24 protein-coding genes and 1 pseudogene are annotated in these 24,115 nt (G+C 59.5%); 4 read left to right on the top strand and 21 right to left on the bottom strand.

Annotated features, from left to right (window positions below):
• Nucleotides 1-2 precede the first annotated feature (2 nt).
• Together HU759_RS17925 and HU759_RS17920 are read left to right on the top strand one after the other, a co-directional pair.
• A complete protein-coding gene (locus HU759_RS17925) occupies nt 3-536 on the top strand; it encodes a glycoside hydrolase family 19 protein (RefSeq protein WP_186617616.1) in 534 nt (177 codons plus the stop codon).
• On the top strand, nt 533-1,063 hold the full coding sequence (locus HU759_RS17920) for a lysis system i-spanin subunit Rz (RefSeq protein ID WP_186617614.1): 531 nt from the start codon (nt 533-535) through the stop codon (nt 1,061-1,063). Before HU759_RS17925 ends, HU759_RS17920 begins: the two co-directional genes overlap by 4 nt.
• On the opposite strand, the gene HU759_RS17915 is transcribed toward HU759_RS17920, so the two are convergent.
• The 7 genes and pseudogenes from HU759_RS17915 to HU759_RS17890 all read right to left on the bottom strand — a co-directional run bounded on the left by HU759_RS17915 (nt 1,044) and on the right by HU759_RS17890 (nt 5,447).
• Nucleotides 1,044-1,403, bottom strand: coding sequence for a hypothetical protein (locus HU759_RS17915; protein WP_186617612.1), 360 nt, complete (start codon nt 1,401-1,403; stop codon nt 1,044-1,046). The genes HU759_RS17920 and HU759_RS17915 overlap by 20 nt on opposite strands.
• A gap of 79 nt (nt 1,404-1,482) precedes the next feature.
• Complete coding sequence (locus tag HU759_RS17910; RefSeq protein WP_099489483.1) at nt 1,483-1,692, bottom strand: hypothetical protein; 210 nt, start codon at nt 1,690-1,692, stop codon at nt 1,483-1,485.
• 384 nt (nt 1,693-2,076) lie between these two features.
• A pseudogene (locus tag HU759_RS30045) lies at nt 2,077-2,253 on the bottom strand (integrase); the annotation flags it as partial.
• Nucleotides 2,254-2,398: 145 nt separating this feature from the next.
• Complete coding sequence (locus HU759_RS17905; protein ID WP_017136558.1) at nt 2,399-2,959, bottom strand: fasciclin domain-containing protein; 561 nt, start codon at nt 2,957-2,959, stop codon at nt 2,399-2,401.
• A 991-nt stretch (nt 2,960-3,950) separates the two neighbouring features.
• Entirely contained in the window at nt 3,951-4,361 is a 411-nt protein-coding gene (locus HU759_RS17900) for a VOC family protein (protein ID WP_170040198.1), read from the bottom strand.
• A gap of 217 nt (nt 4,362-4,578) precedes the next feature.
• Nucleotides 4,579-4,905, bottom strand: coding sequence for a DUF2388 domain-containing protein (locus HU759_RS17895; RefSeq protein WP_138452158.1), 327 nt, complete (start codon nt 4,903-4,905; stop codon nt 4,579-4,581).
• Between the two features lie 110 nt (nt 4,906-5,015).
• Entirely contained in the window at nt 5,016-5,447 is a 432-nt protein-coding gene (locus tag HU759_RS17890; RefSeq protein ID WP_017136553.1) for a hypothetical protein, read from the bottom strand.
• A gap of 228 nt (nt 5,448-5,675) precedes the next feature.
• Here HU759_RS17890 and HU759_RS17885 point away from each other — a divergent pair, with 228 nt between their 5' ends.
• Nucleotides 5,676-6,098, top strand: coding sequence for an RDD family protein (locus tag HU759_RS17885; protein ID WP_017136552.1), 423 nt, complete (start codon nt 5,676-5,678; stop codon nt 6,096-6,098).
• Between the two features lie 678 nt (nt 6,099-6,776).
• Here HU759_RS17885 and HU759_RS17880 read toward each other — a convergent pair.
• The 3 genes from HU759_RS17880 to HU759_RS17870 form a co-directional block, all read right to left on the bottom strand.
• Complete coding sequence (locus HU759_RS17880) at nt 6,777-8,222, bottom strand: serralysin family metalloprotease (RefSeq protein WP_170040196.1); 1,446 nt, start codon at nt 8,220-8,222, stop codon at nt 6,777-6,779.
• Nucleotides 8,223-8,470: 248 nt separating this feature from the next.
• Nucleotides 8,471-8,836 carry a hypothetical protein gene (locus HU759_RS17875; protein WP_017136551.1) on the bottom strand — a complete coding sequence of 122 codons (366 nt, stop codon included), beginning with the start codon at nt 8,834-8,836 and terminating at the stop codon, nt 8,471-8,473.
• Between the two features lie 178 nt (nt 8,837-9,014).
• The gene (locus tag HU759_RS17870) at nt 9,015-9,395 is read right to left on the bottom strand and encodes a DUF1090 family protein (RefSeq protein WP_169988296.1); all 381 of its coding nucleotides are present in this window, start codon (nt 9,393-9,395) and stop codon (nt 9,015-9,017) included.
• Nucleotides 9,396-9,798: 403 nt separating this feature from the next.
• Here HU759_RS17870 and HU759_RS17865 point away from each other — a divergent pair, with 403 nt between their 5' ends.
• Nucleotides 9,799-10,095: a putative quinol monooxygenase gene (locus tag HU759_RS17865; protein ID WP_099547926.1), complete on the top strand. Its 297-nt coding sequence runs from the start codon at nt 9,799-9,801 to the stop codon at nt 10,093-10,095.
• A gap of 260 nt (nt 10,096-10,355) precedes the next feature.
• Here the strand turns inward: HU759_RS17865 and HU759_RS17860 are convergent, their stop codons facing one another.
• The 11 genes from HU759_RS17860 to HU759_RS17810 are packed head-to-tail and all read right to left on the bottom strand — an operon-like array spanning nt 10,356 to nt 24,111.
• A complete protein-coding gene (locus tag HU759_RS17860; RefSeq protein WP_170040194.1) occupies nt 10,356-11,405 on the bottom strand; it encodes a hypothetical protein in 1,050 nt (349 codons plus the stop codon).
• An 11-nt stretch (nt 11,406-11,416) separates the two neighbouring features.
• Nucleotides 11,417-13,225, bottom strand: coding sequence for a hypothetical protein (locus HU759_RS17855; RefSeq protein ID WP_186617610.1), 1,809 nt, complete (start codon nt 13,223-13,225; stop codon nt 11,417-11,419).
• A gap of 3 nt (nt 13,226-13,228) precedes the next feature.
• Nucleotides 13,229-14,515, bottom strand: coding sequence for a hypothetical protein (locus HU759_RS17850; protein WP_177035053.1), 1,287 nt, complete (start codon nt 14,513-14,515; stop codon nt 13,229-13,231).
• 11 nt (nt 14,516-14,526) lie between these two features.
• On the bottom strand, nt 14,527-15,450 hold the full coding sequence (locus HU759_RS17845) for a hypothetical protein (protein WP_170040190.1): 924 nt from the start codon (nt 15,448-15,450) through the stop codon (nt 14,527-14,529).
• A gap of 59 nt (nt 15,451-15,509) precedes the next feature.
• Complete coding sequence (locus HU759_RS17840; protein WP_099547922.1) at nt 15,510-17,873, bottom strand: hypothetical protein; 2,364 nt, start codon at nt 17,871-17,873, stop codon at nt 15,510-15,512.
• Nucleotides 17,874-17,883: 10 nt separating this feature from the next.
• The gene (locus HU759_RS17835) at nt 17,884-19,023 is read right to left on the bottom strand and encodes a hypothetical protein (RefSeq protein WP_170040188.1); all 1,140 of its coding nucleotides are present in this window, start codon (nt 19,021-19,023) and stop codon (nt 17,884-17,886) included.
• Nucleotides 19,002-20,438, bottom strand: coding sequence for a nucleotide pyrophosphatase/phosphodiesterase family protein (locus tag HU759_RS17830; protein ID WP_170040235.1), 1,437 nt, complete (start codon nt 20,436-20,438; stop codon nt 19,002-19,004). The genes HU759_RS17835 and HU759_RS17830 overlap by 22 nt, the downstream gene beginning before the upstream one ends.
• Nucleotides 20,428-21,648, bottom strand: a complete 1,221-nt coding sequence (eboE, locus tag HU759_RS17825) for a metabolite traffic protein EboE (RefSeq protein ID WP_017136540.1) — start codon at nt 21,646-21,648, stop codon at nt 20,428-20,430. Before eboE ends, HU759_RS17830 begins: the two co-directional genes overlap by 11 nt.
• The gene (locus HU759_RS17820) at nt 21,645-22,529 is read right to left on the bottom strand and encodes a TatD family hydrolase (RefSeq protein WP_170040186.1); all 885 of its coding nucleotides are present in this window, start codon (nt 22,527-22,529) and stop codon (nt 21,645-21,647) included. The genes eboE and HU759_RS17820 overlap by 4 nt, the downstream gene beginning before the upstream one ends.
• A 32-nt stretch (nt 22,530-22,561) precedes the next feature.
• Entirely contained in the window at nt 22,562-23,245 is a 684-nt protein-coding gene (locus HU759_RS17815; RefSeq protein WP_186617607.1) for an EboA domain-containing protein, read from the bottom strand.
• The gene (locus HU759_RS17810; protein WP_186617701.1) at nt 23,242-24,111 is read right to left on the bottom strand and encodes a UbiA family prenyltransferase; all 870 of its coding nucleotides are present in this window, start codon (nt 24,109-24,111) and stop codon (nt 23,242-23,244) included. The genes HU759_RS17815 and HU759_RS17810 overlap by 4 nt, the downstream gene beginning before the upstream one ends.
• Between the last annotated feature and the right edge of the window lie 4 nt (nt 24,112-24,115).

Genomic DNA, 24,115 nt, shown 5'->3' with positions numbered 1-24,115 from the left:
GTATGCCGATCACCGAGCAGCAGTTGCTGCAGATCCTCCCGAACGCCGGCCGCCAAGCCGGCGTTTTTGTTCCTGTACTGAATACGGCCATGGGGCGTTACGGCATTGTCGGCACCCTGCGTGTGTCGGCGTTCATCGCCCAGGTCGGGCATGAGTCCGGCCAACTGCGCTATGTGCGCGAGATCTGGGGGCCAACCGCGCAGCAACTGGGCTATGAAGGCCGGGCCGACTTGGGCAACACCGTTAACGGTGACGGCTCCAAGTTCCGTGGCCGTGGCCTGATCCAGATTACCGGCCGGGCGAACTACGCGGCGTGCGGCGAAGCCCTGGGCCTGGACCTGATCAATCAACCGGAGCTGCTCGAGCAGCCACAGCACGCCGCGATGTCTGCCGCGTGGTTCTGGTCGACGCGCGGGCTGAACACCCTGGCAGACCAGAAGGACTTCGCGAAGATCACCAGGCGCATCAATGGCGGACTCACCGGCCAGGACGATCGCCTGGCGCTGTACGACAGGGCGCTGAAGGTGCTGGCGTGACGCCCGTGCAGAGGCTGGCAAGTCTGGCGGTGTTGGTCCTGGTGCTGATGGCGGGCGCCGCCGGAGTTGCCTGGCAGGTGCAGGACTGGCGCATGGGCAAGAAGCTCGCCGAGCAGCTGTCAGAGCAATCCGCCAGTCACCAGAAAGACCTGGACGCGATCACGGGCGAGGCCTGGAGTCAGCAGCGGGCCGAGCAGGATAAGCGCCTGGCCGCCGAGCAGAGAGCGAGCGCAGCCGACCAACAACACACAAAGGAATTATCCGATGCCCAGCGCAACCAGGCTCTGCTACGTGACCGCCTTGCTACTGCTGATGTGCGGTTGTCAGTCCTTCTCGACGCCACGGATTCAGCCAGTGACTGCGAAGTGCCTACCGCCCCCGGGGCCGTCGGCGTGGTTCATGCAGCCCGTCGAGCCCAACTTGACCCAGCGCATGCTCAAAGAATTATCGCCATCACCGACGACGGGGATAACGCCGTGATCGCGCTGCGTGCGTGCCAGGCGTATGTCAGGGCTGTGGCCCCCTGAGCACGCTCAGCTCCAGCAATAGGCGCTGATTCTCCCTGAGCAGTTGATCACGCTGGCCGGCAACCGAATCAAGCGCCCGGACCTTTCCGTCCAATTCCCACGTTTCATGATTCAGTCGGGCGATGTTGTCGAGCGCCTTCTTAAGCTCAGCCTCGGCCGCGGCCTTGCCGGTGGCCAGCAGGTCGCACATCTGCACCAGCCCGGCAATATTGCGGCGCGCCTCGGTCAGCCGCTTCTGGGTCGCGGTCAGCTCGTCCTCGAGCAGGGCGCACTGGTGTTGGTACATTTCCAGGGGCGTAGGGCATCCAAGCCACTCGCAGGTGTCTTTGTCGAGGTTCATGGTGGGTCAATCCGAATGCTGTATGTGCATACAGTAATCGAGGTGTTGCTGGGGCGCGATTCGAGGCGACGAGAGGCAGTTAGTCTGGCGCCATGAGAACGGCCAGGGTCAGCTTGATGAACTCTTCGTTCTCGTCGATGGTGTGCAAGGCGCCGCGCACATTCTCAGCCACGTCGGCAGAGCCGCGCTGCTCTACCCAGTTTGCTATTTCCACGATGGAAGCTTCAAGAGCCAACTGGTTTTCGTAAAGCTTTGAGAGCAGTGAAGGGAGTAGGTCTGAGTTTGGCATTTGCGTTCCTCTGGTGGAGTGAACAGCTTAGCAGCCGATGTTATTTGGGGGGGGGTAGTGATCGGTCGGCAGGACGCCGGAAGAGGGTAAATCATTTCCGCAACTGTGCATGTGCCCTTTGATCTGCGGGGCTTACAGACCAGCAAAAAGTGTCCAAGTGCGGAAACGATCCATAGCTAACGTATTGATTTGTATAGTTAACACGGCAGTCTTGAAAACCGGCGGACGTTAATAGCGTCTCCAGGGTTCGAATCCCTGGTTTCCCGCCAAGATTTACACGAAAGCCCCGCGATTGCGGGGCTTTTGCGTTTCTGGGGTTTGGTCGTGGCGGGTTTGTATTTGTTCCGCGTTCCATAGCTATTATGGAAGTGTTCCAGAACTTTTCTATTTTGACGGCTTCGCAGTGGCGCCAAGCCTTCTGTAAACGCGCTTTGCGATTTCCTGATTGCTATGCCCCAGCAACAGGCTTGCATCGCCAATATCCACGATTTCTGACCCCGCTTTGGGTCGAATATTCCTGAACTGATACCCGCCGATCTTTGCGGCAAGCGCCGGATCTCCCTGCCCAATTCAGTAACTACGATCGCCTCGTTAGCATCTGTGTAAAACAGTAGCGATGACATAGCTCTTCCTTGAATTGACAGTAACTGCCTATATGCGCGCCTCAACACCCGGCAAACTGCACGCCTGCCGGGTTCAAGAGCGTTTAAGGCATCAAGACCGAGTCGATAACGTGGATTACGCCGTTGGACTGCATAACGTCTGCGATGCTGATACTCGCCTTACCGCCTTTGGCATCGACAACCCAAAGCTTGCCGTCGTGCAGCTTAATATTCAGCGACTCCCCCTGAACTGTTTTCAACACAACGGTGCCGCCATTCTTCTTGGCGTCGGCCATCAGCTGTGCTGATGTATGTGTGCCAGCAACTACATGGTAGGTCAGAATTTTAGTCAGGTCGGCTTTGTGCTCAGGCTTGACCAGAGTTTCGACGGTGCCTGCTGGCAGCTTGGCAAAGGCTTCGTTTGTCGGAGCGAATACGGTAAAAGGACCTTTGCTGTTGAGTGTATCAACCAGGCCGGCAGCTTTGACTGCCGCTACCAGTGTGGTGTGGTCCTTTGAATTGACTGCGTTCTCCACGATGGTTTTGCTTGGGTACATCGCTGCGCCTCCGACCATCACAGTGTCGGCAGCAAAGCTGAGTGTTGCAGTAACGGAGAGAAACGCGAAGCAGGCTGCAGCAGCAATTTTTTTGTAAAAGGCGTGCATGATGAATCTCCTTGGCTCTTGTGCCCTCCGAGTGAGGGTATTGAATCTACGAGCCAACGATCAAAGTGGATGCACCTTTTCAGAAAATAACTTTTTAAGCGCAACGCCTGCCGGTTCAAACCTGTCGGTCGCTGTTCCTGACATTCCATCCACACTGAATGCCTGGGCAGGGGCGCAATTGTGATTTGTCCGTTCTTGGTCAAAAATGGTCATTCCACCTGCCTGCCAAATCAGCGACGATTCAGTATGAGTAGTTTAAAAAGCCCGAGATTCAAAAAAATCAGGTCTGTAATTGCGACAGTGTTGGTCGTCGTGATAGCAGGGTTTGTGCTGAGATACTACGAGGCAAAGGATGAGGCGAATATTGCGTTTCAGGAGTATTTACGTTCAAACCAACAGGTGACTACTCAGATAGGTAATGTTGCTTCCTTAACCTTGTTGAAACGGTTTGTATACGATGAAAGTGACACTGGGCCAGGTTTTCATCTTTACCTTTACTTGGTCAAAGGCGAGCATGGGAGCATGACTGTAGAAGTCAAAAGGATCGAGGGGAGCTCGCAGATTGTGATCAGTGATATACAGCAGTAGCTGAATCGCCCCGAATTTCGTAGGCACTCCTGGTGGTCGGCCATTTGCCGATATCCCTGACTCGATATCCTTTCGGCAGGTCGCCAGGCTATTCGACTTTCTTGCCTGGCAGACGGATGACAACGGATCAACGATGACTCGCACCGCTGAGCGCTGGCTCGTCGAAGGCACAGATCTGCGCAAGATTCAGATCGCTCTCAACCTCGAGGTTTACCCGTTTGCGGACGAGCATGAGATGTACCGCGTGTTGTCTGATGTGGCTGTATCCCTCCCGCAGATGGCGGGTAGATGCCAGTTGCTGATTAGCGCTCGGAAAGTCGGTAGATAGCACCTGGTCACACAGTCAATTCAGCACATTCAGCCCGCGCAATGGCGGGCTTCAAGCCAATACCGTGAGCGGCGCCTATCCCGCCACATGCAAATCTCCACGATGAGCGATGTGCACCTTGTTGCCATCTGGATCACGCAGGTACGCACCGTAGTAACCATCACCATAGTGGGGGCGTTGGCCAGGTTCACCTTCATCAGATCCACCTGCAAGAAGCCCGGCCGCATAGGCGGTATCTACCGCATTTGGAGAGGGTGCAGTGAAAGCCACCATGCTGCCATTCCCTGCTTCGGCCTCATTGCGGTCATAAGGGCTGTACACATAAAAGCGAGGGAGAGCGTTATCTGGCTTGATCCAGCATGCCGAAGGTGGCCCGCCATCAGGGGTTACAGGCCGTCGACAGAGCCCCAAAGGGATCAGCACCGCGTCATAGAAGGTAGACGCCTTATCAAGATCGTTTGTCCCAACGGTTACGTGACTGAACATCCTGTATTCCTGCTTACGAAGGCAAGGCGTTATCGTGTCATTTTGAAGGTGGGCGTGTATAGCGGTCGTCGGGTAAGACGTCGAGGGCACGTCTCGGCCCTCCAAATCGCAGACAAAGAAAAGCCCGCGATGGGGATTAGCGGGCTTAAAGGGATGTTCTCTAGGAGCTGGGGTAACCCTAAGCGCCCGAGTGTGAAAGGGATGTGAAAGGTTGCGCTCAGTAGGACGCCGCGATCGCCTTGGCGAGTTGCATATCGGACATGAGCGGTGATCTGTAACTCAATCGATAGTGTCGGCAGGCTTGCTCAAACTGTGCTCCGCGAATCTCGCCGTCCGAACCTATGAACGCCAGTGCGTCAGTCTTGGCTGACTTGAATATCTTTGGCGGCTCGGTGGTGAGGGATGTGGTTGCCCCAATTAAAATGGTTGGCAAGGAAATGGTGATAAATATTCCTGCAGCGACAGGGTTGACGTTGTCACCTGATACGGCCTGTGTGCTGACCGATGCCAGTAAGGCGATTGCCAGAGTCTTCCATGAATTCATGCTTCGATGCTTCCACTGCGATCAGAGCGGGCCACGATAGCAGAGCGGGGCGCCTGCCAGAAACAAGAAGCCCGGCGCTGGGCCGGGCTTCGATCTAACAGCGTCAGAACCTAACGATGCTTGTTCTTGTGTTTATGCTTGTTGTTGCCTTTGTGCTTTCTGCCATCGGATCGATGATTGCTCTCATCGTCCGCCAGGTTGTTTCCCAGCGCGCCACCCGCCGCGCCGCCGAGACCTGCACCGATAGTCGAGCCGGTTGTACCGCCGAGGCGATTACCAATCAATGAGCCACCCGCGCCGCCAATTCCTCCACCTAATGCAGCTTCCGCTCTATTGCCTTTTTGAGCACCGACAGCACTGCCGGCAGCACCACCTACGCCTGCGCCTACCGCCGCGCCCGTTGAGCCGCCGAGCTGTTGACCTACGATGTTGCCAAGTGCACCACCAACGCCGCCTCCAAGGCCGGCTGTGCCATCTCCGGCAGCCATTGCTCCTTGCGAAATGAGGACGCCCAGAAATAGGGCGGGCAGTGTCATTTTCATTTTGTGAACCTCTATGGGTTGTCAGCAGGCGCTCACGGTTTAAAGCACGCCTGTCATTGGGACTAGGACAAAAGTTTGAAGTTCTTTGCGGGTGGTGCCTGCGGGCGAATGGTTGTAACAAGATATGCCATAATGGAATCGGCTGCGGAGGACGGGCTTAAGCATATCCGCGCTGAGCTTTGTGCATATTGAGATATTTCAAATCGAACATTATTGGAGCGTCAACGCATGGAAGTGAGCACCCCTCAAAGCGAGTACCGAAAGCCAGACAACTTGGCTGGATTGGGGCGGCGGTTGGGAGGTCAGTGGATTGACTCCTTAATCACCTTTTTTGTTTTATTCGCCGTGGGAAGAACGGCTGAATTTGTGGGTGTATCTCCAGACGCGGTCGGGATTCTGGCTATTGGATCCGCTGCGGCGTATTACCTGTTTTCGGACGCAATGCCAAACGGTCAAAGCGTGGGTAAAAAATTGCTGGGGATGTCAGTCATTGACGAGCGTAGCCATCTTAATTGCAATCTATATCAGTCGTTTATGCGCAACATCACTACGCCTGTTTTGAGCATTTTGGACTGGATTTTTATTTTCTTTGGCTCACGCAAACGCTTAGGCGACATGCTCGCATCCACGATAGTGGTCCGGTTGAAATAGCGGTGACCGTTGCTGCAAAACCCTAAGGTTCTTAATATTCACGAAAAAAGAGCCCAGCCCACGCTGGGCTTTCGCATCCAAAAGAACGGTAGCGTTGGGCACAGCGTATGACCGAGCCAGAATAGCTGACCAGGCCTGCGAGAAGAATTACGCAGGGCTCACATACCGAGAGTCGGCATGATTACCCGCCCGCACTCTATGAGTTGGCCGGCCGTTACTTGAAGTTCGCGGGTGGGTTTCGCTGCGTACCCGGCAAGGAAGCCGGCGGCGACAAGCGCAATGCACAGTAAGGTGTTTCTCAATATCATGCTGGGCGCTCGCTAACTGATTGATGTAAAGCAAGCAGCACAGATTCCAGATTATGCAAAAGGTTCCTGATGGTAGCCCTCATTGAGCTATGGTAATCACTGACGCTGGCGACCAAGGACTGATCATCAGGCACGTGATATTGCACACTGAGAACACTCAACTACTCTGATTGGATGCGTTCGTATTGCGGCCATCCGGTTTTTGATAGGGCACCATGGATAAGCGGCTCGCAGGTCTATCATTTTTGCTTACCCTAGGATGGGTTGCCACCGTGATAGCTGTAATGTGGTACTTCTACGACAATTAGTCTAAAGGCCAGAATCCACTTCTGGCTCCTCAGAACGCGGCGCCGAAGCACCGCGCTTTAGATCACGCCACGATGTCGCTGATGGCCGCCTGGCCCACGGTGGTGACGAGGAAATCGGCCACGCCGTGCCCGGAGAAGTCCACCGCCAAGGTGCCCAGGTTGGTACCCGAGGCATAGCTCAGCACAGCATCGCCGGCATGCCCGGTGAATGCATTGACGAAGCTCAAGCCTGCACCTTTGGTAATGCCCGACAGGTCGATCTTGTCGGAGCCCGAGGTGAAGTCAAAAATCCTGTCTGCAGCCCCTGGCCTGGAGTCGGAACTGGCACCATACACAAACGTGTCGTTGCCGGCGCCGCCCCATAGTTGGTCCGCACCGCCACCGCCGTAGATGATGTCGTCGCCGGCACCGCCTTTGATGATGTTGGCTGTGTTGTTGCCAATAATCAGGTCGTTGCCTGCGCCACCAAAAGCGTTCTCGAGGGTAACGCCCTTGGCGATGGACACGTTACCCACCAGGCCGCCGACGTCGGAGAACGCGCCTTCAGTGAGGTTGATCTTCTGGTTCTGGGTGAAGCCGGAGAAGTCCAGGGTGTCGTTGCCGCCACCGTCCCATACCGAGAACACCAGCTTGTCGGTATTGGAGGCGGCACTGTAGAAATCCCGCCCGGTATTGGAGTTGAACCCGTAGGTGGTGTCGCCGGCGCGGGTGGCGTAGTTGGCGCCGTAGAGCTTCTGGATCGCAGCGATGTCGTCGATCAGCGGGCCGGCTGCATAGGCTTCGCCCCCGCCTTTACTGAAGTTTTGATGGGTGTTGCTCTCGTTCCAGTAACTCATCACGGAGTAGCCGTGTGTATCTTCGGCATATTTCGCATCCGAATAGGACGGCCGTCCCACGCTGGCATCGTACGCGCCTGGGTGTTGCAGGCCAAGCGTGTGACCAATTTCATGGGTTAAAGTTTGACGGCCGTAATTCCCGTTCGCGGGCGTTAAGTTTTCTTGGTAACTTTTATTGGTATAAAATAATGCGTCACTGTTTCCACTGTTGTTTGGGTAGAACGCGAAAGCCGACCGGGCACCGCCATGCTGCAGATCATTGCTGTAGTTGCCCAAGGATATATGGGCGTCGCCTCCGCTGTTAGATTCACGGAATGAGATATTGGCGACGTCTGACCAGGATTGAAACGAAAGGGCTGCCTGGGACTTTTGTTGTGCGTTGAAAGCGGTGAAGCCGGAAACTTTCTCGGCGGCGTAAGATTTACTTTCTGAAGTCAGAAAGCTGTAGGTGAAATTGTATTTGCCGTTATGGTCATTGTCGCCCCAATAGTAACCGCCTCGGGTTATTTCATCCGCTGCCTGCGTAATGGTGTAAGACGGCTTTCCATTTAAATTAAATCCTCCTCGATCATAAGCGTGTGAAAAATTCAGGAGGCTTTGGTAATCTTCACTCGTCTGGATTCCTGCCGAAGAGGCAGTTGGATTAACAAGATTTTTCGTTGAGACAGTCATAAGTTTACATTCCTTCGTGTCCATTGAGCGTGGAGTGCTATAGGCTTATCACGTGTTCGCTGTTTTCTTGTTGTGTTGATCTTTATAAAGGAGTTATGCGTTTAGTGTTATTTGAAAATTAAATATAATATATAACGTATTGAAATATCCTTAAATATTTTGAGAGCCTCAGTTTGGTGAGAGGTCGCTGACCATGGAGTGGGCGCTCCGTTAGATAAATATGAGCGGGTGGCAATAACTTCCAGCGCTTACTTGTAAGCCTCAGGAAACCAGCGTTGTGCCAGCTTCACCTTGATCGCCAGGTCCTCTTTCGACTTCTGGCATTCGAGTGCTCGCTGCTCAACGCTCGGGATGGCCGGCCAATTGCGCTCACCCCGGGAGACGACTTGCTCGTAGCCTTCATCGTATTCCGCGCTTGGCCCTGCAATCAGCTTGGATGCCTTTACGTAATCGGCGACGAGATCGGCGGGCAGCGCCCCGCAGGTGAATTGCGCCCGGGAGTACATCAGGCCATCGCTTGCCCCGAGTACCTTCCCGTCGGCAGGTTGGGTGGCTGCAACGGATAGCGTGGGGTGGGCAAGCAACATAACGACCAGCAAGGTGCGTCCGTTCATTTGAAATATCCTTAACACTCCGAGCACTGGAGGTATTTTCTCATCGGGCAATTCCCTTTGCAGGGTGATAGGCGTGCATTAAAGCATGTCTACCTCCTCGGGCTGCACACGGCAGATAGCCAAGTACCGGTCGTAAAAAAGCCCGCAACCGCGGGCTCTTCTCACATCAAATTTCGACTTACTTGAACAAACCACCGATGGCATTAATCGCATCCGCAGCCTTGTTCACGTTTTGCTGGTGTTGTGGGTTGGTATCCACCTGCGCCTGGGTGTTGTAGCGCGCGTTACTGCAGCTTTTATTGGTTTGCGTCAGGGCCGCCTGAAAGGCTGTCGCGCGCAAGGTATCGCCTTTGGCGTTGGCTGCATTGATGTTGGCCTGCAGATCGCGGATCTGCTGCTGGCAGGAGGCGTTGTTGGTATTAGTGTTGACGGTGTTGTTGCTGCTGCCACCCAGGGCGGAGGACAGCGCGCCCGTCAGGGCTGTCAGGTCGGCGGCGTGGGCGGGCAGGGTAAACAGGCTGAACAGGGCGGCGGCGGGTGCGAGTTGGGTAAGACGCATGGCAAACCTCAATGTTTGATTGCCTGCACACGTGTCAGCGCCCGAGCTGGCGCAGAGCAATATCCGTATAAAGTTGGGCGCTCGGGTGGAGGGAAATACTATTGGGGCAATTTTTGTGCTTCAACACTGGCGTTGCGGAAGTGTGAATGCCTTCACGTTGTTGGCGGGGCATGGCCTGGGCTGTCTACACCTCTAACCGCTCGGCACGCAGGTAAAACCAGACAAAGAAAAGCCCACGATGGGGGCGCGGGCTTAAAAGGTGTTCACTCAGGAGCTGAGTTCAGGCTAGGCGCGCCACTGTGAAAACCGCGTGAAATCCGCATGTGAATTATGTTTTTTGCACCCAGGCATCACGCTCAAGTACTGTGCTGCTTCCTTATCCAGCCTAAGTGACGGTGTGTTCATGCCAAATGAAGTGCGGCTTGTCGTGATGATCAATACCCAGCCCGGCAAGGGCTTGCAGCAGTTGGCAGCGTTTCAGGCGCTGGCACCTAAGGTGCGGGCCGAGCACGGGTGCCTGAACTATGATTTGCATCCCGTGGTGGGCAACCCCGACAGCTTTGTCCTCATCGAAAAATGGGCTTCAAAGGCTGCATTGGACGCCCACCATGTCGCCCCTCATATGGTGGAAGCGGCCCAACACAATCCGTCGTTTCGTGCGGGGCCTGCGACCGTCTTGCTGCTGGAGGACGCGGTATAAGGCCGCTTTCAGAGCCAGCGCTTTCAAGGTCTTTGAATAACCCGCGATACCCTTTAATCAAGGACGAACACTGTCACTGTGGCGAGCAGGCTTGCCCTGCGATGGGTGGCGAAGCCGCCCCAAATCAGGCGACTCGGTGAGCCAGTTACAGCGGGCTGGGGCTGCTGCGCAGCCCATCGCAGGGCAAGCCTGCTCGCCACGGGTTGCTTTTCTTCAGCTCGATTTCTGATTCGACTTGCTTGACTGCGTAGGGCATGGTTTCAAAGCGGCACCCGCCTTATCTTGCCGCTCAATGGCACCACTGTGTTGTAGGGCGTGGGGATTGGCCGCCCGGCCAGGCCCATGCCTTCGCTGATCAGCACGGCGTCCTGTACCACACATAAGTTGGACGGCGTATCCAGGCCGCGCACCAGCACTTCGACTTCCCGGGTGTGCAGGTTGCAACGCAGCAAACGCCCACTGAATCGGGTAAAACCGCCGTGCAGCGGCTCGCCGCTCCAGTCCGGCAGCAGCGGTTGTTGCAGGTGGCTGCACAGTTCCAGCACCAGCAGCCTGCCGCGCGAGCACAACGCCAGGCCCGTGGGCAATTGCAGGCCGCGTATCACCACTTCCATCTGCCCGGTGGCCGGGTGCACGCGGATCACTTGGCCGGCAAAGTCGGCAAAGTCGATGCCCTTGCGCGCCGGGTCGCCGTGCAGCTCGCCAGAGAACAGGCTGATCAACACTGCATCCGTCTGCGGTTCGTACACCAGGGTCACGGGCACGGCTTCCTGGCCCTGATCGAGTTCCGGCAGTTGCGCCAGCACCCGTTCGTCCCTGCCTTGTGTGAACTCCACCAGTTGATTGGTATCAGGTTTTACCGCCAGCCAGCTGCGGCGCGTGGGGTGGTAGCACAGCGCATTCAAATTGCCCCGGCTGTGGAACACCGGCTCAGGCGGGTTGTATTGCAGGTCGAGCAGTTGCGAGCCGCCGACGTAATCGGTCAGGCTGGCCAGGCAACGCCCATCAACACAGGCGATGTCCGACACGCCCATGATTTCATCGCGCAGCATGCGCGCCTGCATGTTCATGCTGCGAAAGCCTTGGGCGATGACTTTGCCGGGCAAGTATTCACCAGGCCGCGCAGGGTCGGGTTGAAGTTGGCTGATGCGGCCGCTGAAGGGCTGGTCCGCCAGGCCGGAGCCGGCTTCGGCCAACAGCAGGCTGCCATCGTCTTGCAGGCACAGGCCGCGTGGGTTGAGCAGGCCGTCGGCGATCAGTGTAATGGGGTGCAGTGCCTCAATGGGCTGCGCCGGAATATGCAAGGTCATGGGGTGTGCTCCTATTGTGGCGGCTGCCATGGGCTGCCGGTGAGGTAGGCGCGCAGCAACGCACGCTGGGCCGGCGACATCGAGCGCACGACCGGCATGAACAGCGTGGTGCCTTTGTAGGCGTCCGAGGTGCGCGCCAAAATCGCGTTTTTGGCGCCCATGATCGCGTCGGGCTGGTTGAGCGGTACGTAGCGCGACATGGCGGGGAAGGCCAGGTAGTGAAAGCGCAACACGTTCGGGTAAACCTGTGCCCAGGTGATGGTGCTGCCCTTGGCTATGCCGAAATCAGTCTGGGCGTATTTGCGCAAGTTGGTGAAGAAGGCGCCATCGTCCACGCCGTTGGCCGTGCAGGTCAGCGCGACAAAACCGGCCTGGCCGGCACTGCCGCTTTTGAGCGTGACCGGGAAGCTCACCGTCTGTTGCCCGGCATTCACGGTCAGAGACGTGGGGAAGTTAAGGAAGTCAAAATACTGCTTTTGATCGTAAGCCCCCGGCGCGCTGGCTGCGAGGCTCACCTTGGTGGCGTTGGGCACTGGTCCGCCCAGGTAGCTGACGCGCAAGGTGATGGTCAAACCAGTGGGGTAGTCCTCCAGGTACACATTGCGCTGGTCGGCATACACCCGGTACGTCGCTTCGGTGGCGTTGAGTTTTTTACCGTTCACTGCATTGGGGGCGGTGATGTTCAGCGCCGTGGTCCTCACGGCTTGCTGTTGGCTGGTATTCAGGGGCAGGTCAACGATACCGCCATACACGTAGTAATTGACCAGCGGGCTGGCGGTGGGATTGAGTGTCGTCAGCGGCGCGGCACCGGCGGCAATGGTCACCGGCCCGTAATTGGCATTCGGCCCGATGGGGCTGGTGATGTCATCGCGCACGGCGCGGAAGGTTTGCTTGGGGATGACGTTGACCATATCGAGGCTCAGCAAACCGTTGTTGCCCAGCGCCGCATAGGCGGCGTTGCCCGTGGCCTGGTTGACGATCTGGCGGCCCGGCTGGCAGCCCGGCAGTTCGCCGGCAAACGCCGGGGCCAGGGTGCCGATCACCCGGCCGATGCTCGGGTTAGGCGTATATTTACCGGCGGCGTAATCGGCGTCCAACTGCGCCGTGGTCATCTGCGGGCACATCTCGAACATCACAAAACGCAAGACAATGCCCGTCGCCCCCGGCGCCTGGATGATCGCCTTGAGGCCGGCGCTGTTCTGGTTCCAACTGACGATACTGCTCAGCGGGAAGGTCAACTGGAACGTGCCACTGGCATGGAACGAGCCCGGTGCGTCCATTTTTGCCGGGTCGAGCACGCGGCCGGTCACGTCGTAACTGCTGCACACCGCATTGTTGCGGATCAGCAACTGGATATTGTCGTTGCCACCAATTTGCAGGCCACCGACAAATATCTGCGTGGTGGTCGAGGCGCTGGGGTCCAGGTCCACCATCATCGGGCCGGAGACCGGGCCTTGGCCGGTCACGGGGTCTACCGAGCCGAGCAGATACACCGGCTGGCCAATCAGGTCGCCGGTGGTGCTGATGTTGCCCGGCACACCTTGGGAACTGATCAGGGCGCTCTGCATGTCCACCACATGCTGGCCATAGTGGTTCCAGCCGCCGGCGGTGTAGTAGTTGCCGGCCGGCGCGTTGATCATGTTGTTCAGTTGGTCATCGGTATAAGACTGCGCACCCGGCGCCAGGGTCGAGGTGGTCAGGTCAAACAGCGGCCAGTTCGGGTTGCCATTGAACGGGATGGTCGGCGAGTTGTTCGGCAAGCTCACGTCGGTGCGGATGCCGCCCCAGAAATTCAGTCGTGGTCCATTGAGGATGCTCATGGTCTATTCCTTGTCCGTGGCGTGTGGGGTGACGGGCGGGTTGGCAAATTTGAACAGGTACGAGAAGTCAGACTTGAACGGGCTCTTCACCGGCGTGGCCATGGAATGGCAATTCATGCAGCTGCTGTTGGGCTGGATATAACTCTCCATGGTCACGTTGGCCGACAGCGCCGGTGTCGGCTGGCCCAGTGGGTTGCTCGGGTTGTTGGGCATCAGCGGGCGCTGGGTGGTGATCAACTGGTAGTACTTCAAAACGCTGCGTTGCAGGCCGGGGTTGGCCTGGTAATTGGCATTCACCCAGCCTGTGGCGTCGGCAATCGGCGTTACGCGGTTAAGCGGGTTCGGCGTCTTGAATGTGGTGCCGGGCTTGGGCACACAGACCAGTTGCGTGCCCTGGGTCTGCCAGTTGCACGGCGACTGGTTGAGCGTGGCGGCCGGGGCCAACGGGGTGTAGTAGGAATACGCCGTACCGGACACCGGCTGATCGACCCACTGGCCATTGACCTTGGCCTTGGGCGGCACGTTTTCGATCTGCTCGAAGGTCGACCAGATCCACTGCGGGTAGCCATTGACCTTGGTAATGATATGCAGGCCCACCAGCCCCAGATACGCCTCGGTCACCCCGGTGCGTTGGCCCTGGCTGTTGAAGGTGGCCACGCGCGCAATCTGCGTCAGGTAATGGCTGGCATTGTCCCTGGGCGTGAGGATGCGCCAGCTCGATTTGATCTCGATCACCCCATTGGGGAAGCTGATGTTATTGGCTTTGGACACCACGTTCGCGTTGTAGAAGCGGTTGCCGACAATGTAGTTATAGGACGCCTGGTTGGCCGAGATATCGTAGTAGGTCGGGTTGCCCGCCTGGTCGATCAGCCAGCCACCGACCGCCTGGTCGATGGAGTTGACCAGCGAACTGTTCTTCAACGCAGCGATATTAATGATGCCCAGGCTGCGGGCCGTCAGCGGGCTGTTCCACGGCCCAGGGTTGGCGGCGCCCGGCAGGAAGATCTCACTGACCGTCTTGTAGGTCTGCCACACGGTGTAGCCAGAATCCCCAGGCTGTTTGTTGCAGTTGGGCGTGCCACGCTGCCCGTCCTGGGCCGGCCAGTTCAGGGCGACGAACATCTGCCAGCTGTATTGATCGAACTGGTCCTGCGGCGCATTCGCGGCGGGTGCGCTGGTGGGTGGCTGGCAGTTGAGCTGCGTGGCCAGCATCGACGGCTGCGGCTCTTCGCGCGCCAGGGCCGGCAAGCTGACCAGCCCCAGCAGCATCACACTCAGTAGTGTTTTCATGATGATCTTCCTCAAGGCTTACGCTGCATCAACTGGTTCCATTGCGCCTTATGGCCGTTGCTCTGGGAGGCCGGCGGCTCGAACAGCTGGCAAGGCGGCGGGTTGGACGGGCACATCGCAGCCACTTGGTCCCAGGTCTGCCTGGGGTCGGGTTTGGCGATACGGAAGTTGGTGTAGTTCTGGCTCACGATCGGCGCATTGGCCACGCTGGTGTCCCCGGAAAAGAAGAACGACTGCGGCGAACGGTAGGGTGGTGAGCCTGTCTGGCGCTTGTTGAAGGCATAACCAAACAGGATCGGCCCCGACGGTGATTGCAGGTCCAGGGCATAGGCCTGCACGCTGGCGTTGAGGTTTTTGCTGCGCTCGGCGCTGTAGGGCAGGTGCTCGATAAAGTCCTGGCGCGGTGGGTGGTTCATCGGCGAAAACATGCAGCAGGCCGGCATGTCTTTCGGGCGGTCCTGCGGGTAAGTCAAAAAGTACGCCTTGTTGCCCAGGGACACGAACGAGCAGGTGTAGTTGTTGTTCTTGATCGGGAAGATCGGCAGGCAGTACTTCTCGTAGTGCTCCATCATCGCGCCGAAGCCGTCGCCATCCGGCGGGATATACGTGGTGTCGTAGTAGCTCGTCCCGCGCGAGACCGTGTAGTCGGCAGGTGTGAGGGTCGAGGGTGGATTGCTATAGGGCGGCGGGTTTTTCGCGTAGTTGTTCATGACCCGGTACATCGTCCAGTCGCTGATCCATTGCGCCGGAAAAAACGGATCGGACGGCTCGCCTGGCGCGCGTTTGGCGATGCAGTTGCCGTTCTGCGCGTTGCACCCTTCGCTGTTGTGTACACCATTGGTAAAGTACACGGCGCCGCTGTCGTCGGCGGCAAACGCGGCGGGGCTGAGCAGCACAAACAGCAGCAACAGTCGGCTCAAAAGGCTGGTGTTCATAGGACACTCCTGTGGGGGGCCGGGCAGCCGTCAGGCCACCCGGCGCTCCTGCGTGTGGCTTAGTGGTAGTCGCTCATGCTCAATTGCACGGGCGGGTAGTTGCGTTTCACCAAGGCTTGCGCCCACAACTCCAGTACGGCTCGACGGCTTTGCGGCATGTCTCGCGTAATGGGCATCGCCAGGGTGCTTTCTTCCTGATAGGGCTTGCTGATCAACACAATCAGTTGGTCCACCGCGCCCTCAATGCGCGACAAGGAGTTGAGCGGCATGAACTTGCTCATGATCGGGTACAGGTAATAAAACGGCTGCAGGATGAAGGGGTAGATGAAGGTCTCCCAGATCAGCTGGCCGGCGTTTTCGCGTTGATAAATCAGGTTCCAGGCGTTGACGAAGTTCTGCTGCAACTGCGGTTCCAGCGGCAGCACCCGCAGCGGCGCGAGGAAGTCGGTGAAGGCCGTGGGCAGCGGGAAGCTGAACGGGATCGCCGGTGCCTGCTGACCTTCCTGCACAAAGAAACGCAAGGTCGGAAAACCCGGCGCCTGGGCGGTGACGGTCAGGTTGGCGATGCCGTTGGCGTCGGTCTGGATCTTCGCCAGGCTGTATTGCACCGTATTGTTGAGCGGGTCTTGCAAGGTGCCTTGCATGGCGATCGGGTTGGCGAACGTGAGCGTCGGGCTTAAGGCCACTGCCGCAGGTGTCGGTAAAAATTCCTGGTAGGTCACCGGCGTCATTTGATCGGCTGACACCGCCAGCCGCGTGGCCATCAATTGGCGACCGGTGCCCTCGGTTACGTGGCTGCGCAGCGTGGTTGCGCCTTGAAATTGCGGCCAATTGGCGCTGTTATTCGCCGGGTTGGCCGGGTCGTTGTTGAACAGCGTGAAGTTCGCCGCGTTGCTGAAGGCCAGGTAGTAGTCGGTGGTACACAGCATGTAGGCATTGCCGTATTCGGCCACCCACAACGTGGTGCCGGCAGGCGCGGGCAGGCCGTCGTATTGCACCATAACCTGCAGGGTTTTGGTGTCGCCCACGTCGATAAAGCTCGCGCTCTCGACGACTTCGGCGGTCCACATCTGCTGGGTCGCGGCGATCACGGGCGTGGTGCCGGGCTGTTGCAGTTCCAGGGTGCCGGTTTGCAGGAGTGCCTGGGCGTCCACGCCCAGCGGCAGGTCGAGGATGCCCGAGCGTTTGTCGAAGGCCGCCTGTTGATAATCGTCATAACCAAAACTGGCCAGCGGGCTGAATTGCGTGCCCTGGCGGATGCCGATCTGGTAATTGCCGGCCTGGAATTTGGCCGCGACCGGGATGTCGGCCGTCTTGTCGATCGGGTAGAACGGGAAGGCATTGCCCAGGTCCAGCGACAGGGTGTTGTCGTGGGCCTGCGCCGAGATCACCCCGAGCTGCGCCTGGGTGGCCGTGCCCGGCGAGGTCTTGTAGATGGGCACTGCACCGGCCGGTACCAGGCGCCGGCCGGCGGGGGCGGTGGGGAACTCATCGTCGAGCCACAGGCCCAGGGTGCCGACCGTGCGGCTATAGGCCGGGTTGAAGAAGATATCGCCGACGTTATCCAGCCCCTGTTGGTACATGGCCTGCACCTGGGCCTGGGCCGCCGCGCTGGAGGAGTGGGTGTCGATCGGCGGGTAGTTGTTGAGGATGCCGTTCTTGTCGTAGCACGTCAGGTAGGTCGAAAAACGGAACATCAAGCCCTTGGCATTTTGCTGCGCCATCTGGGTCTGCAGGTTTTGCAGCAAGGCGGAATTGCCGATCACCCATTCCAGGTTCTCTTTGGGGAAACAGGTTTGCCAGGTGGTGGTCACGTAGGCCAGGCCACCGAGGTTGGCCCAGTTGAAGTTGAGGAAACGGTCGAGCATGCGGAACTGGCGATTGAGCGTCAGGCCGCACTCGGCGTTGCCCAGCACCAGCTTGTCGAAGTACAGCGCGGTAAAAGTGTTCTGCCAGGGGCTCACGTCGACAAAGCGCGCCGGCGAGCTGGGGGCACCGCCGAAGGGGTTGCCGAGCAACTGGAAGCTCTGGTTGATCAGCGGGTCCTGGTCCACATAGCCACCGCCGGGTAACTCGCCGCCGGTGATCACCGACTGGGTCTGGTTGTAGCTCACGGTGCCGCAGGCATTGTCGCCGAACAGGTTCCACTCGCCAGGGATCATCGGCGTGGTCAACTGCCCGGCATTGCCTGGCACCTGCATCACGTAGTCGGGCACGCTGGCGGGCGGCAGCGGGGCGATGGTCCAGGGCAGCAAGGTGCTGGCGGCATTCAGTGGCGTGATGTCGAAGGCCTTCAAGAACGGCCAGTTCATCTGCATTTTTACCGCATCGTACAGCGGGTACATGTCGTTGTTGTTGGCCGTCGGCGGGTTCCAGAACATATGGCCGCCCAGGTAGATACGCGGGAAATTCAAGACGCTCATGTGAGTCTCCTTAACGTTGCCACTGGGCGCGTTTGAGCGACCAGACAAAGTCCAGTTTGTGGTAGCCGACAAAGTCGGAGGCGGGCAACGGCGCGGTGGGGTAGACGATGCCGCCGTCTTTGTTCAAGGCGAAATTGAAGTAGCCCTGCTTGGGCGAATAGGCCGCGGTGCCATGGCAGGCAAAGCATGAAGATTCACTTTGGAACGCCGATTCCAGCTGGGAGTTGGCCAGTAACGTTGGCGTGGTGTTGGATTGCACGCCGATCAGCTCGTACTGCGCCAACGCCGGGTATTGAGCCTGGAAGGTGGCGTTCACCGGCTGCGCCGCCGCTGTTGGCCCGGTGCTGTTGGTCATCGGCGCAGCGGGTGCGGCGTTGGTCACCGTGTACTGGCTGTTGTTACGGTTTTCGAAGGTGGTCCACACCCAATCGGGGTTCAGCTTGTTGATCACATGCAAGCCGCTCAGCGCCGCATAGCCAACCTGATACTGCTTGCCCTGCTGGTAGTAGGCCTGGGCAATGTAGTAACCCTGGCTGGCCAGTTGTTGCTGGTAGGCCGTGTCGTTACCGATCCACAGCCACGCGGCTTTCAGCTCCCAGGCGGTGGAGGGGAAGTTCAGGTCGCTGGTGAGTGCGGCCTGGCCGTTCACGTTGTAGACCTTCTGCTGCACGATGTACTCGAACGTGTCCTGGCCCATCAGCAGTTGGAAGCGCACCGGCTGGCCTTTCTCGGCTGCCGGCACCTGGCCGCCCATTTGCAGGATGAGCCCGTCCACCTGTTGCGTGGCGTTGAGGTTATGCAAGATTCGGTTGGGGTTCATGCCCATCGCCTGGGCCTGGCTCAGCACGGCGGCGGGTGGCGGCACGCTTTGGCCATACGGCAGCGGTTGGGCGCCGTTAGGCAGGTAGACCTGGTCCGACGGTTTGAGGGTTTCCCAGACCCGGTCAGGGCTTTGTGGGCCGGCAGGCTGGTTCAGGCAGGCAAACCAGTTCCAGGCGAGGGTCTCGGGGCCTTGGGTGAAGGCGGCCCGGGTGGCGTCGAGATTGCCTCCAAACTGCAGAAAGTTGCTGCAATCGAAGGGGGTGGTGTCCTGTGCCTGGGCCAATCCGGCCAGTGCGCTCAGGACCGTTATAGATAAGGCTCGCCGCATGAAAGCTCCTTGGCATTCGCCAGTTCGAGGTGAGGGCGCCCCAGGAAGTGCTCCAGGAGCAGTTGCTTGACTGCCGTCGCCGCCAGTTGCTGCGGCAACGCCAGGTCGCAATTGGTGATCAGCAGCGGGCCGGTCTGCGCACTGCTGGGCAGACGACCATGGCTGCCACGGACTAACCCTGTGTCCAGTGGGATCAGGTCCATGTAGTAGCGAAAACCGAGCTTTTTTTGCAGCAGGCGGCGCGCCACTTTGAGCTTGGGCAAGCGAATGGCCGGGTCGATAAACAACTCGACCGGGTCGTAGCCGGGCTTGCGGTGAATGTCCACGGTGCGCGCAAAATCCGGCGCTTTGCGTTCGTCCAGCCAGTAGTAGTAATCGAACCAGAACCCGGCGGCGGCCACGGCCACCAGCTCGCCGCTGCGTGGATGGTCGAGCTGCCAAACGCGTTGTTCGGCTTTGTCCAGCACCTGCTCGATGCCGGGCTGGCGCTGCAACAGGGCTTTGACGCGCGGGATGTCTTGCGCGTGCTTTACGTAGACATGCGCGACCTGATGGTCCGCCACCGCAAACGCCGCGCTGGCGCCGGGGTCGAGCAGTTCCCAGCTCAAGGATTGGCGCACCTGCAACAGGCCTTCGGCGCGCAGCACGCGGTTGATCGACACCGACTGCGCGACGGCTTCGATGCCGTACTCAGACAGCAGCATCACCGCCGCACCCTGGGCCTCGGCAAAGGCCAGCAAACGCCCGACTTCGTGGTCGATGGCGCGCACTTCATCAGCAATCGACGGGTGCTCAGGCCCCACGCGCTGCAAGCTGTAATCAAGGTGCGGCAGGTAGATCAATTGCAGGTGCGGCCGGCTGATCTGGAACTCGGCCATGGCGCAATCGACAATCCAGCGGCTCGACGCGATGCCCGCCGCCGGCCCCCAAAAACCATGGAACGGGAACTCGCCAATCTGCGCCTCGATCTGCTCATGCAAACCGGGCGGCGACGAATACAGGCCAAATTGCTTGCGCCCATCGGCCGGGTAATGCGGGCGCGGTGTGATGGAGGCGTCCACATCGGCGTACATGTTGTACCACCAGAACAACTGGCTGCAGCGAAAGCCCGGCATTTCACGCTTGAGGGTGTGCCAGACCTTTTCGCCCTGGATCAGCGCATTGGGTTGCAGCCAGAAACGCACTTCGGCCTGGTCGCGAAAGTACCAGCCATTACCGACGATCCCATGCTGCGACGGCGGCGCGCCGGTGAGGATCGAGGCCTGCACCGTGGACGTCACGGCAGGGAACACCGGTTGCAGGCTGGCCATCTTGGCGGTCTTGAGCAGCGCGTTGATCTGCGGCGTCGCCTCGCCCAGCAGCGACGGCGTCAGCCCGACCACATTGATCAGCAGCAGCGGTTGCTCAGAGCGCATCGGCATACGCCTCCTGCATCAGGGTTTGCAGCAGGTTGCGCTGGCGCAATTGGCTCTCGACCCAACGCAGCTCGGCGGCGATGCCTTCCAGCTGCGCCTGTTGCGTGGTGGGCCGCAGTTGCGCGGGCAACACGCCCCAGCTGTAGGTTTCCACCTCCAGCACCGGGCGGAACTCAGTGTGGGCGGCCAGGTAGTCGAAGGTCTGGGCCAGGGCCGCCTGGCTGCCGCGCAGCTCGGGCAACAGCAAGTGTTCGCTGAACAGCGGGATATGGAAGTGAATGCGCAGTTCGTTGAACCCGGTGCAACCTTGCAATGCCGCCGGCAGATCGGCCCAGGCCACGCGACGGCCCTGTGCATCGAGTGCCTTGACCTGGTGCAGGTAGGTGGCTTCGGCAAAGCTTGCGAGGGTGTCGAGCACGGCTTCGCGCCGAACGGCATCGTCGGGCGGCAAGTGGCAGATCATCGCATTGGACAGCTGGACCTTGCCCACCGGCACGCCGGCGGCACGCAGCCGTTCCAGGGATTGATAACAATCCTCGAACATCACCGCTTGGTGGCACACATCAAAACACAGCGCCAGGTAGGCATGGTTCGGGTCCATGGCCTGCCGGTGCTGGAAGAATGCGAGGGTCTGCTCGGTGTTTTCCAGCACACAGTCGGGCTCCATCTCCAGGCAGAACACAATTTTCTTGCCGGTTTTGTGGTGCAGCGTGGCAAGTGCGGCTGTGAGTTGGCTGAGGTGTTCATCGGCGCGCAGTTGCCGCGCTTTGCTCCAGGTTGCGGCATAGCCCAGCGGCACCGTGGAAATTACCCCTTGGCGGCAATCGTCGGGCAGGGCGTGGGCAAGGATGCGCGCCAGGTCCAGGCTGTAAGCCAGCCGTTGCGGGTCGGCCCAACTGGGCAAATACACCTCGGCCTTCACCGCGCCCTGGTGGAAGTCGCCATAGGGAAAACCGTTCAGTGAGGTCAGGCGCACGCCGCTTTGCTTGAGTAACTGCACAAACTGCGTGCGCGCCGGGGCGTGCTGTAATTGCGCCGCCGCCTGGGCGCAGATCCACAGGCCGCTGTCTTGTTGGGCCAGCCCGCGCAAGGTGCGCACGCCCTGAAAATGCTCGGTGATGGAGGCGCGCAGCCCGGCCAGGTCGCGTGCCGGGTGTACATTGCTGCAATAGCCGATCTGGCTGGCCGCCCAGCCCTTGGCGGCGCTCATTTGACCACCGGGTCCTGGCCACGCAGGGCCGAGTTTTCTTGCCATTGCTTGCGTTGGTCGATGGGCAGCGGCGTGCTCACCAGGGCCTTGTCGAGTTGGCCGCTCTGGGCAAAAAAGTCCACCGGGTTATGGAACAGCACCTGTTCCACCTGGGCTGCACTGAACCCGGCCGCGAGCATCGCCTGGCCGGTCTTGGGCACCTTGAGCGGGTCGCTGATGCCCCAGTCCGCCGCGCTGTTGACCACCATTTTTTCGGTGCCGTATTCCTGCAGCAACGCGACCATGCGCTGCTCCGACATCTTGGTGTTGGGGTAGATCGAATGGCCGCGCCAGCACTCGCTGTCGAGCACCAGCGGCAAGGTCAGTTCGTTGAGGTGGTCGATGATCACCAGGTGTTCGGCAATCCCCACTTCGCGGATGACGGCGAGGGTGCGTTTGGTGCCGCCGATCTTGTCACGGTGCGGCGTGTGCACCAGCACCGGCAGGTTGAATTGCTTGGCCAGTTCCAGTTGCGCGGCGAGGAAGCGGTCCTCTTCGGGAGTGATGTCGTCGTAGCCGATTTCACCCACCGCCACCACGCCATCCTTGACCAGGTAACGCGGCAGAATCTCCAGCACTTCATTGGCAATCGACAGGTCATTGGCCTCCTTGGGGTTCAGGCCGATGGTGCAGAAGTGGTGGATGCCGAACATGCTCGCGCGAAAGCGTTCCCAACCCAGCAGCGTGTCGAAATAGTCGACGAAACTGCCCAGGCTGGTGCGCGCCTGGCCTTGCCAGAATGCCGGTTCAATCACCCCGGTGATGCCGGCGGCGGCCATGTTCTGGTAGTCGTCGGTGGTGCGGCTGACCATATGGATATGCGGATCGAAGTACTTGAGCATGGTGAATCCTCGTCAAGGGAAGGCGATGTGCATCAGTTCAGGTAGGCGTGCCATTCGGGCGGCAGGCGCAGGCCGCGCAAGCGCTGTAGTTGCGCCGGGCTGAGCAGGTCAAAGGCGATCGCTTTGGGTAAGCCTGGGGACACGGTGCGTGAGGCCGCGAGCTGTTCGTCGAGCAGGTCGAGGGCGAGCTGGTTGAGGGTCACGCTGTGGTGTTGCGCCAGGTTCACCAGGCGCCCGATGTCGAGGCCCATACCGAGCGCCTTGAGCACCAGTTGGTGAAAGGCGCGTTCCGGGTAATGACGTGACGGGTAGGCGGTGTCGAGGGCGAGCGCGGCAAACACCTGCGGGTTGCTGGTGCGCCCGGCCTGCAACGCCAGTTCCAGGCACATCCCGTCGCGGTCGAGCCAGTCGAGGGCGCTGAGCAGGGCGATTTTTTCCTGGTCATCGCCCCACAGGAACAGTTGGCGCAGCAGCGGCAGTTGATAGTCTGCCGGCGTGTGTTCCAGCGCCTTGGCCACCACCAGTGCCCGGGCTGGCGCGACAACGGCGGCAGGCAACTGGCGTTTGCACTGGCCGCACAGCAGCGCCGCCGTGGAAGCATGCGGTTGTTCTTCAAGCTTTGCATGTGCCTGCAACCACCAATGCAGCTGCGTGGCATCCAGCCGTTGGGTGAGGCTCAAGCGAAGGTCGGCGAGGTTATCCGGGCGCATGTTCATGTCGGCTTGATCCAACGCTGAAAGTGGGGAAGCAGGAAAAACACCAGCACACACACCAGGCTGCCCAATGGCTGATTGGCCACCGCCAGCACCAGTGCATCGAACAACGGCAGCGCGGCCAAACCTGCGCCGATAAACGCGCGCACCTGGCGCTGTTGCGGGTGGGCCAGGTGTTTCCAGTAATGCCAGCCCAACCAGCCCAGCCACAGCAGCAATACCGGCCAGAACCACAGGTTGTTGGAGTAGAGCGCCAGGGCCAGCGGGCTGAGCATCAACAGCAGCGGCAGGCGGCTGATCAGTTGGTTGCGGTGCTCCTGGCGGGCCAGGTAGGTCAGGCCGCTGATGTACACGCCAAGCAGCATCGCGCAGAGCCAGATCGGCTCCGGCGGCACCGCCAGGCTGGCGGCGGCGGTGAGGTACAGCGCCGAGCGGCAGGCGCCCATCAGCCACACGCTGTGCGCATATTTTTTGTGCAGCAGGTTGTAGCCGAAGATGCAGCCCACCAGCAGCACCACGCCGCCGAGCAACCAATGCGGCGTGTCGATCAAGCGGCTCAGGCCCAGCACCGCCGCTGCCGCGAGTACCAGCAGCAAGGTTGTGGCCAGGCCGACTTGTTGACGGCTGGCAAGTCCCAGGGTAATGGGGCGCGGGTTGTGGTGTTGTTCGTCCCAGTCGGCATCCAGCAGGTCATTCAAGAACATGCCGGCCAGGTACAGCAGCGACAAGGTGGTCAACAGCAGCACCCACACCAGCGAGGAGGGCGGCGCCAAGGCCCCGGCACTGCTGGCGAGCAGGGCGGCGGCCAGGGTGTTGGTCCACACCGTCGGCAGGTTGGACACGCGGCCGAGGGTCATCCAGGTTTTCATCGGG

This window comes from Pseudomonas sp. OE 28.3 (assembly GCF_014268205.2).
GTDB classification, from domain to species: Bacteria; Pseudomonadota; Gammaproteobacteria; order Pseudomonadales; family Pseudomonadaceae; genus Aquipseudomonas; species Aquipseudomonas edaphica.
This window is presented reverse-complemented; position numbering and strand designations above follow the sequence as displayed.

Coding starts and splice junctions, on each gene's coding strand:
- HU759_RS17845 (WP_170040190.1), bottom strand. CDS start 15,450: ATGAACACCAGCCTTTTGAGCCGACTGTTGCTGCTGTTTGTGCTGCTC.
- HU759_RS17815 (WP_186617607.1), bottom strand. CDS start 23,245: ATGAACATGCGCCCGGATAACCTCGCCGACCTTCGCTTGAGCCTCACC.
- HU759_RS17855 (WP_186617610.1), bottom strand. CDS start 13,225: ATGAGCATCCTCAATGGACCACGACTGAATTTCTGGGGCGGCATCCGC.
- eboE (WP_017136540.1), bottom strand. CDS start 21,648: ATGAGCGCCGCCAAGGGCTGGGCGGCCAGCCAGATCGGCTATTGCAGC.
- HU759_RS17870 (WP_169988296.1), bottom strand. CDS start 9,395: ATGCGTCTTACCCAACTCGCACCCGCCGCCGCCCTGTTCAGCCTGTTT.
- HU759_RS17840 (WP_099547922.1), bottom strand. CDS start 17,873: ATGAGCGTCTTGAATTTCCCGCGTATCTACCTGGGCGGCCATATGTTC.
- HU759_RS17910 (WP_099489483.1), bottom strand. CDS start 1,692: ATGCCAAACTCAGACCTACTCCCTTCACTGCTCTCAAAGCTTTACGAA.
- HU759_RS17890 (WP_017136553.1), bottom strand. CDS start 5,447: ATGAAAATGACACTGCCCGCCCTATTTCTGGGCGTCCTCATTTCGCAA.
- HU759_RS17830 (WP_170040235.1), bottom strand. CDS start 20,438: ATGCGCTCTGAGCAACCGCTGCTGCTGATCAATGTGGTCGGGCTGACG.
- HU759_RS17860 (WP_170040194.1), bottom strand. CDS start 11,405: ATGACCTTGCATATTCCGGCGCAGCCCATTGAGGCACTGCACCCCATT.
- HU759_RS17850 (WP_177035053.1), bottom strand. CDS start 14,515: ATGAAAACACTACTGAGTGTGATGCTGCTGGGGCTGGTCAGCTTGCCG.
- HU759_RS17835 (WP_170040188.1), bottom strand. CDS start 19,023: ATGCGGCGAGCCTTATCTATAACGGTCCTGAGCGCACTGGCCGGATTG.
- HU759_RS17905 (WP_017136558.1), bottom strand. CDS start 2,959: ATGCACGCCTTTTACAAAAAAATTGCTGCTGCAGCCTGCTTCGCGTTT.
- HU759_RS17925 (WP_186617616.1), top strand. CDS start 3: ATGCCGATCACCGAGCAGCAGTTGCTGCAGATCCTCCCGAACGCCGGC.
- HU759_RS17880 (WP_170040196.1), bottom strand. CDS start 8,222: ATGACTGTCTCAACGAAAAATCTTGTTAATCCAACTGCCTCTTCGGCA.
- HU759_RS17875 (WP_017136551.1), bottom strand. CDS start 8,836: ATGAACGGACGCACCTTGCTGGTCGTTATGTTGCTTGCCCACCCCACG.
- HU759_RS17885 (WP_017136552.1), top strand. CDS start 5,676: ATGGAAGTGAGCACCCCTCAAAGCGAGTACCGAAAGCCAGACAACTTG.
- HU759_RS17810 (WP_186617701.1), bottom strand. CDS start 24,111: ATGAAAACCTGGATGACCCTCGGCCGCGTGTCCAACCTGCCGACGGTG.
- HU759_RS17895 (WP_138452158.1), bottom strand. CDS start 4,905: ATGAATTCATGGAAGACTCTGGCAATCGCCTTACTGGCATCGGTCAGC.
- HU759_RS17865 (WP_099547926.1), top strand. CDS start 9,799: ATGCCAAATGAAGTGCGGCTTGTCGTGATGATCAATACCCAGCCCGGC.
- HU759_RS17900 (WP_170040198.1), bottom strand. CDS start 4,361: ATGTTCAGTCACGTAACCGTTGGGACAAACGATCTTGATAAGGCGTCT.
- HU759_RS17820 (WP_170040186.1), bottom strand. CDS start 22,529: ATGCTCAAGTACTTCGATCCGCATATCCATATGGTCAGCCGCACCACC.
- HU759_RS17915 (WP_186617612.1), bottom strand. CDS start 1,403: ATGAACCTCGACAAAGACACCTGCGAGTGGCTTGGATGCCCTACGCCC.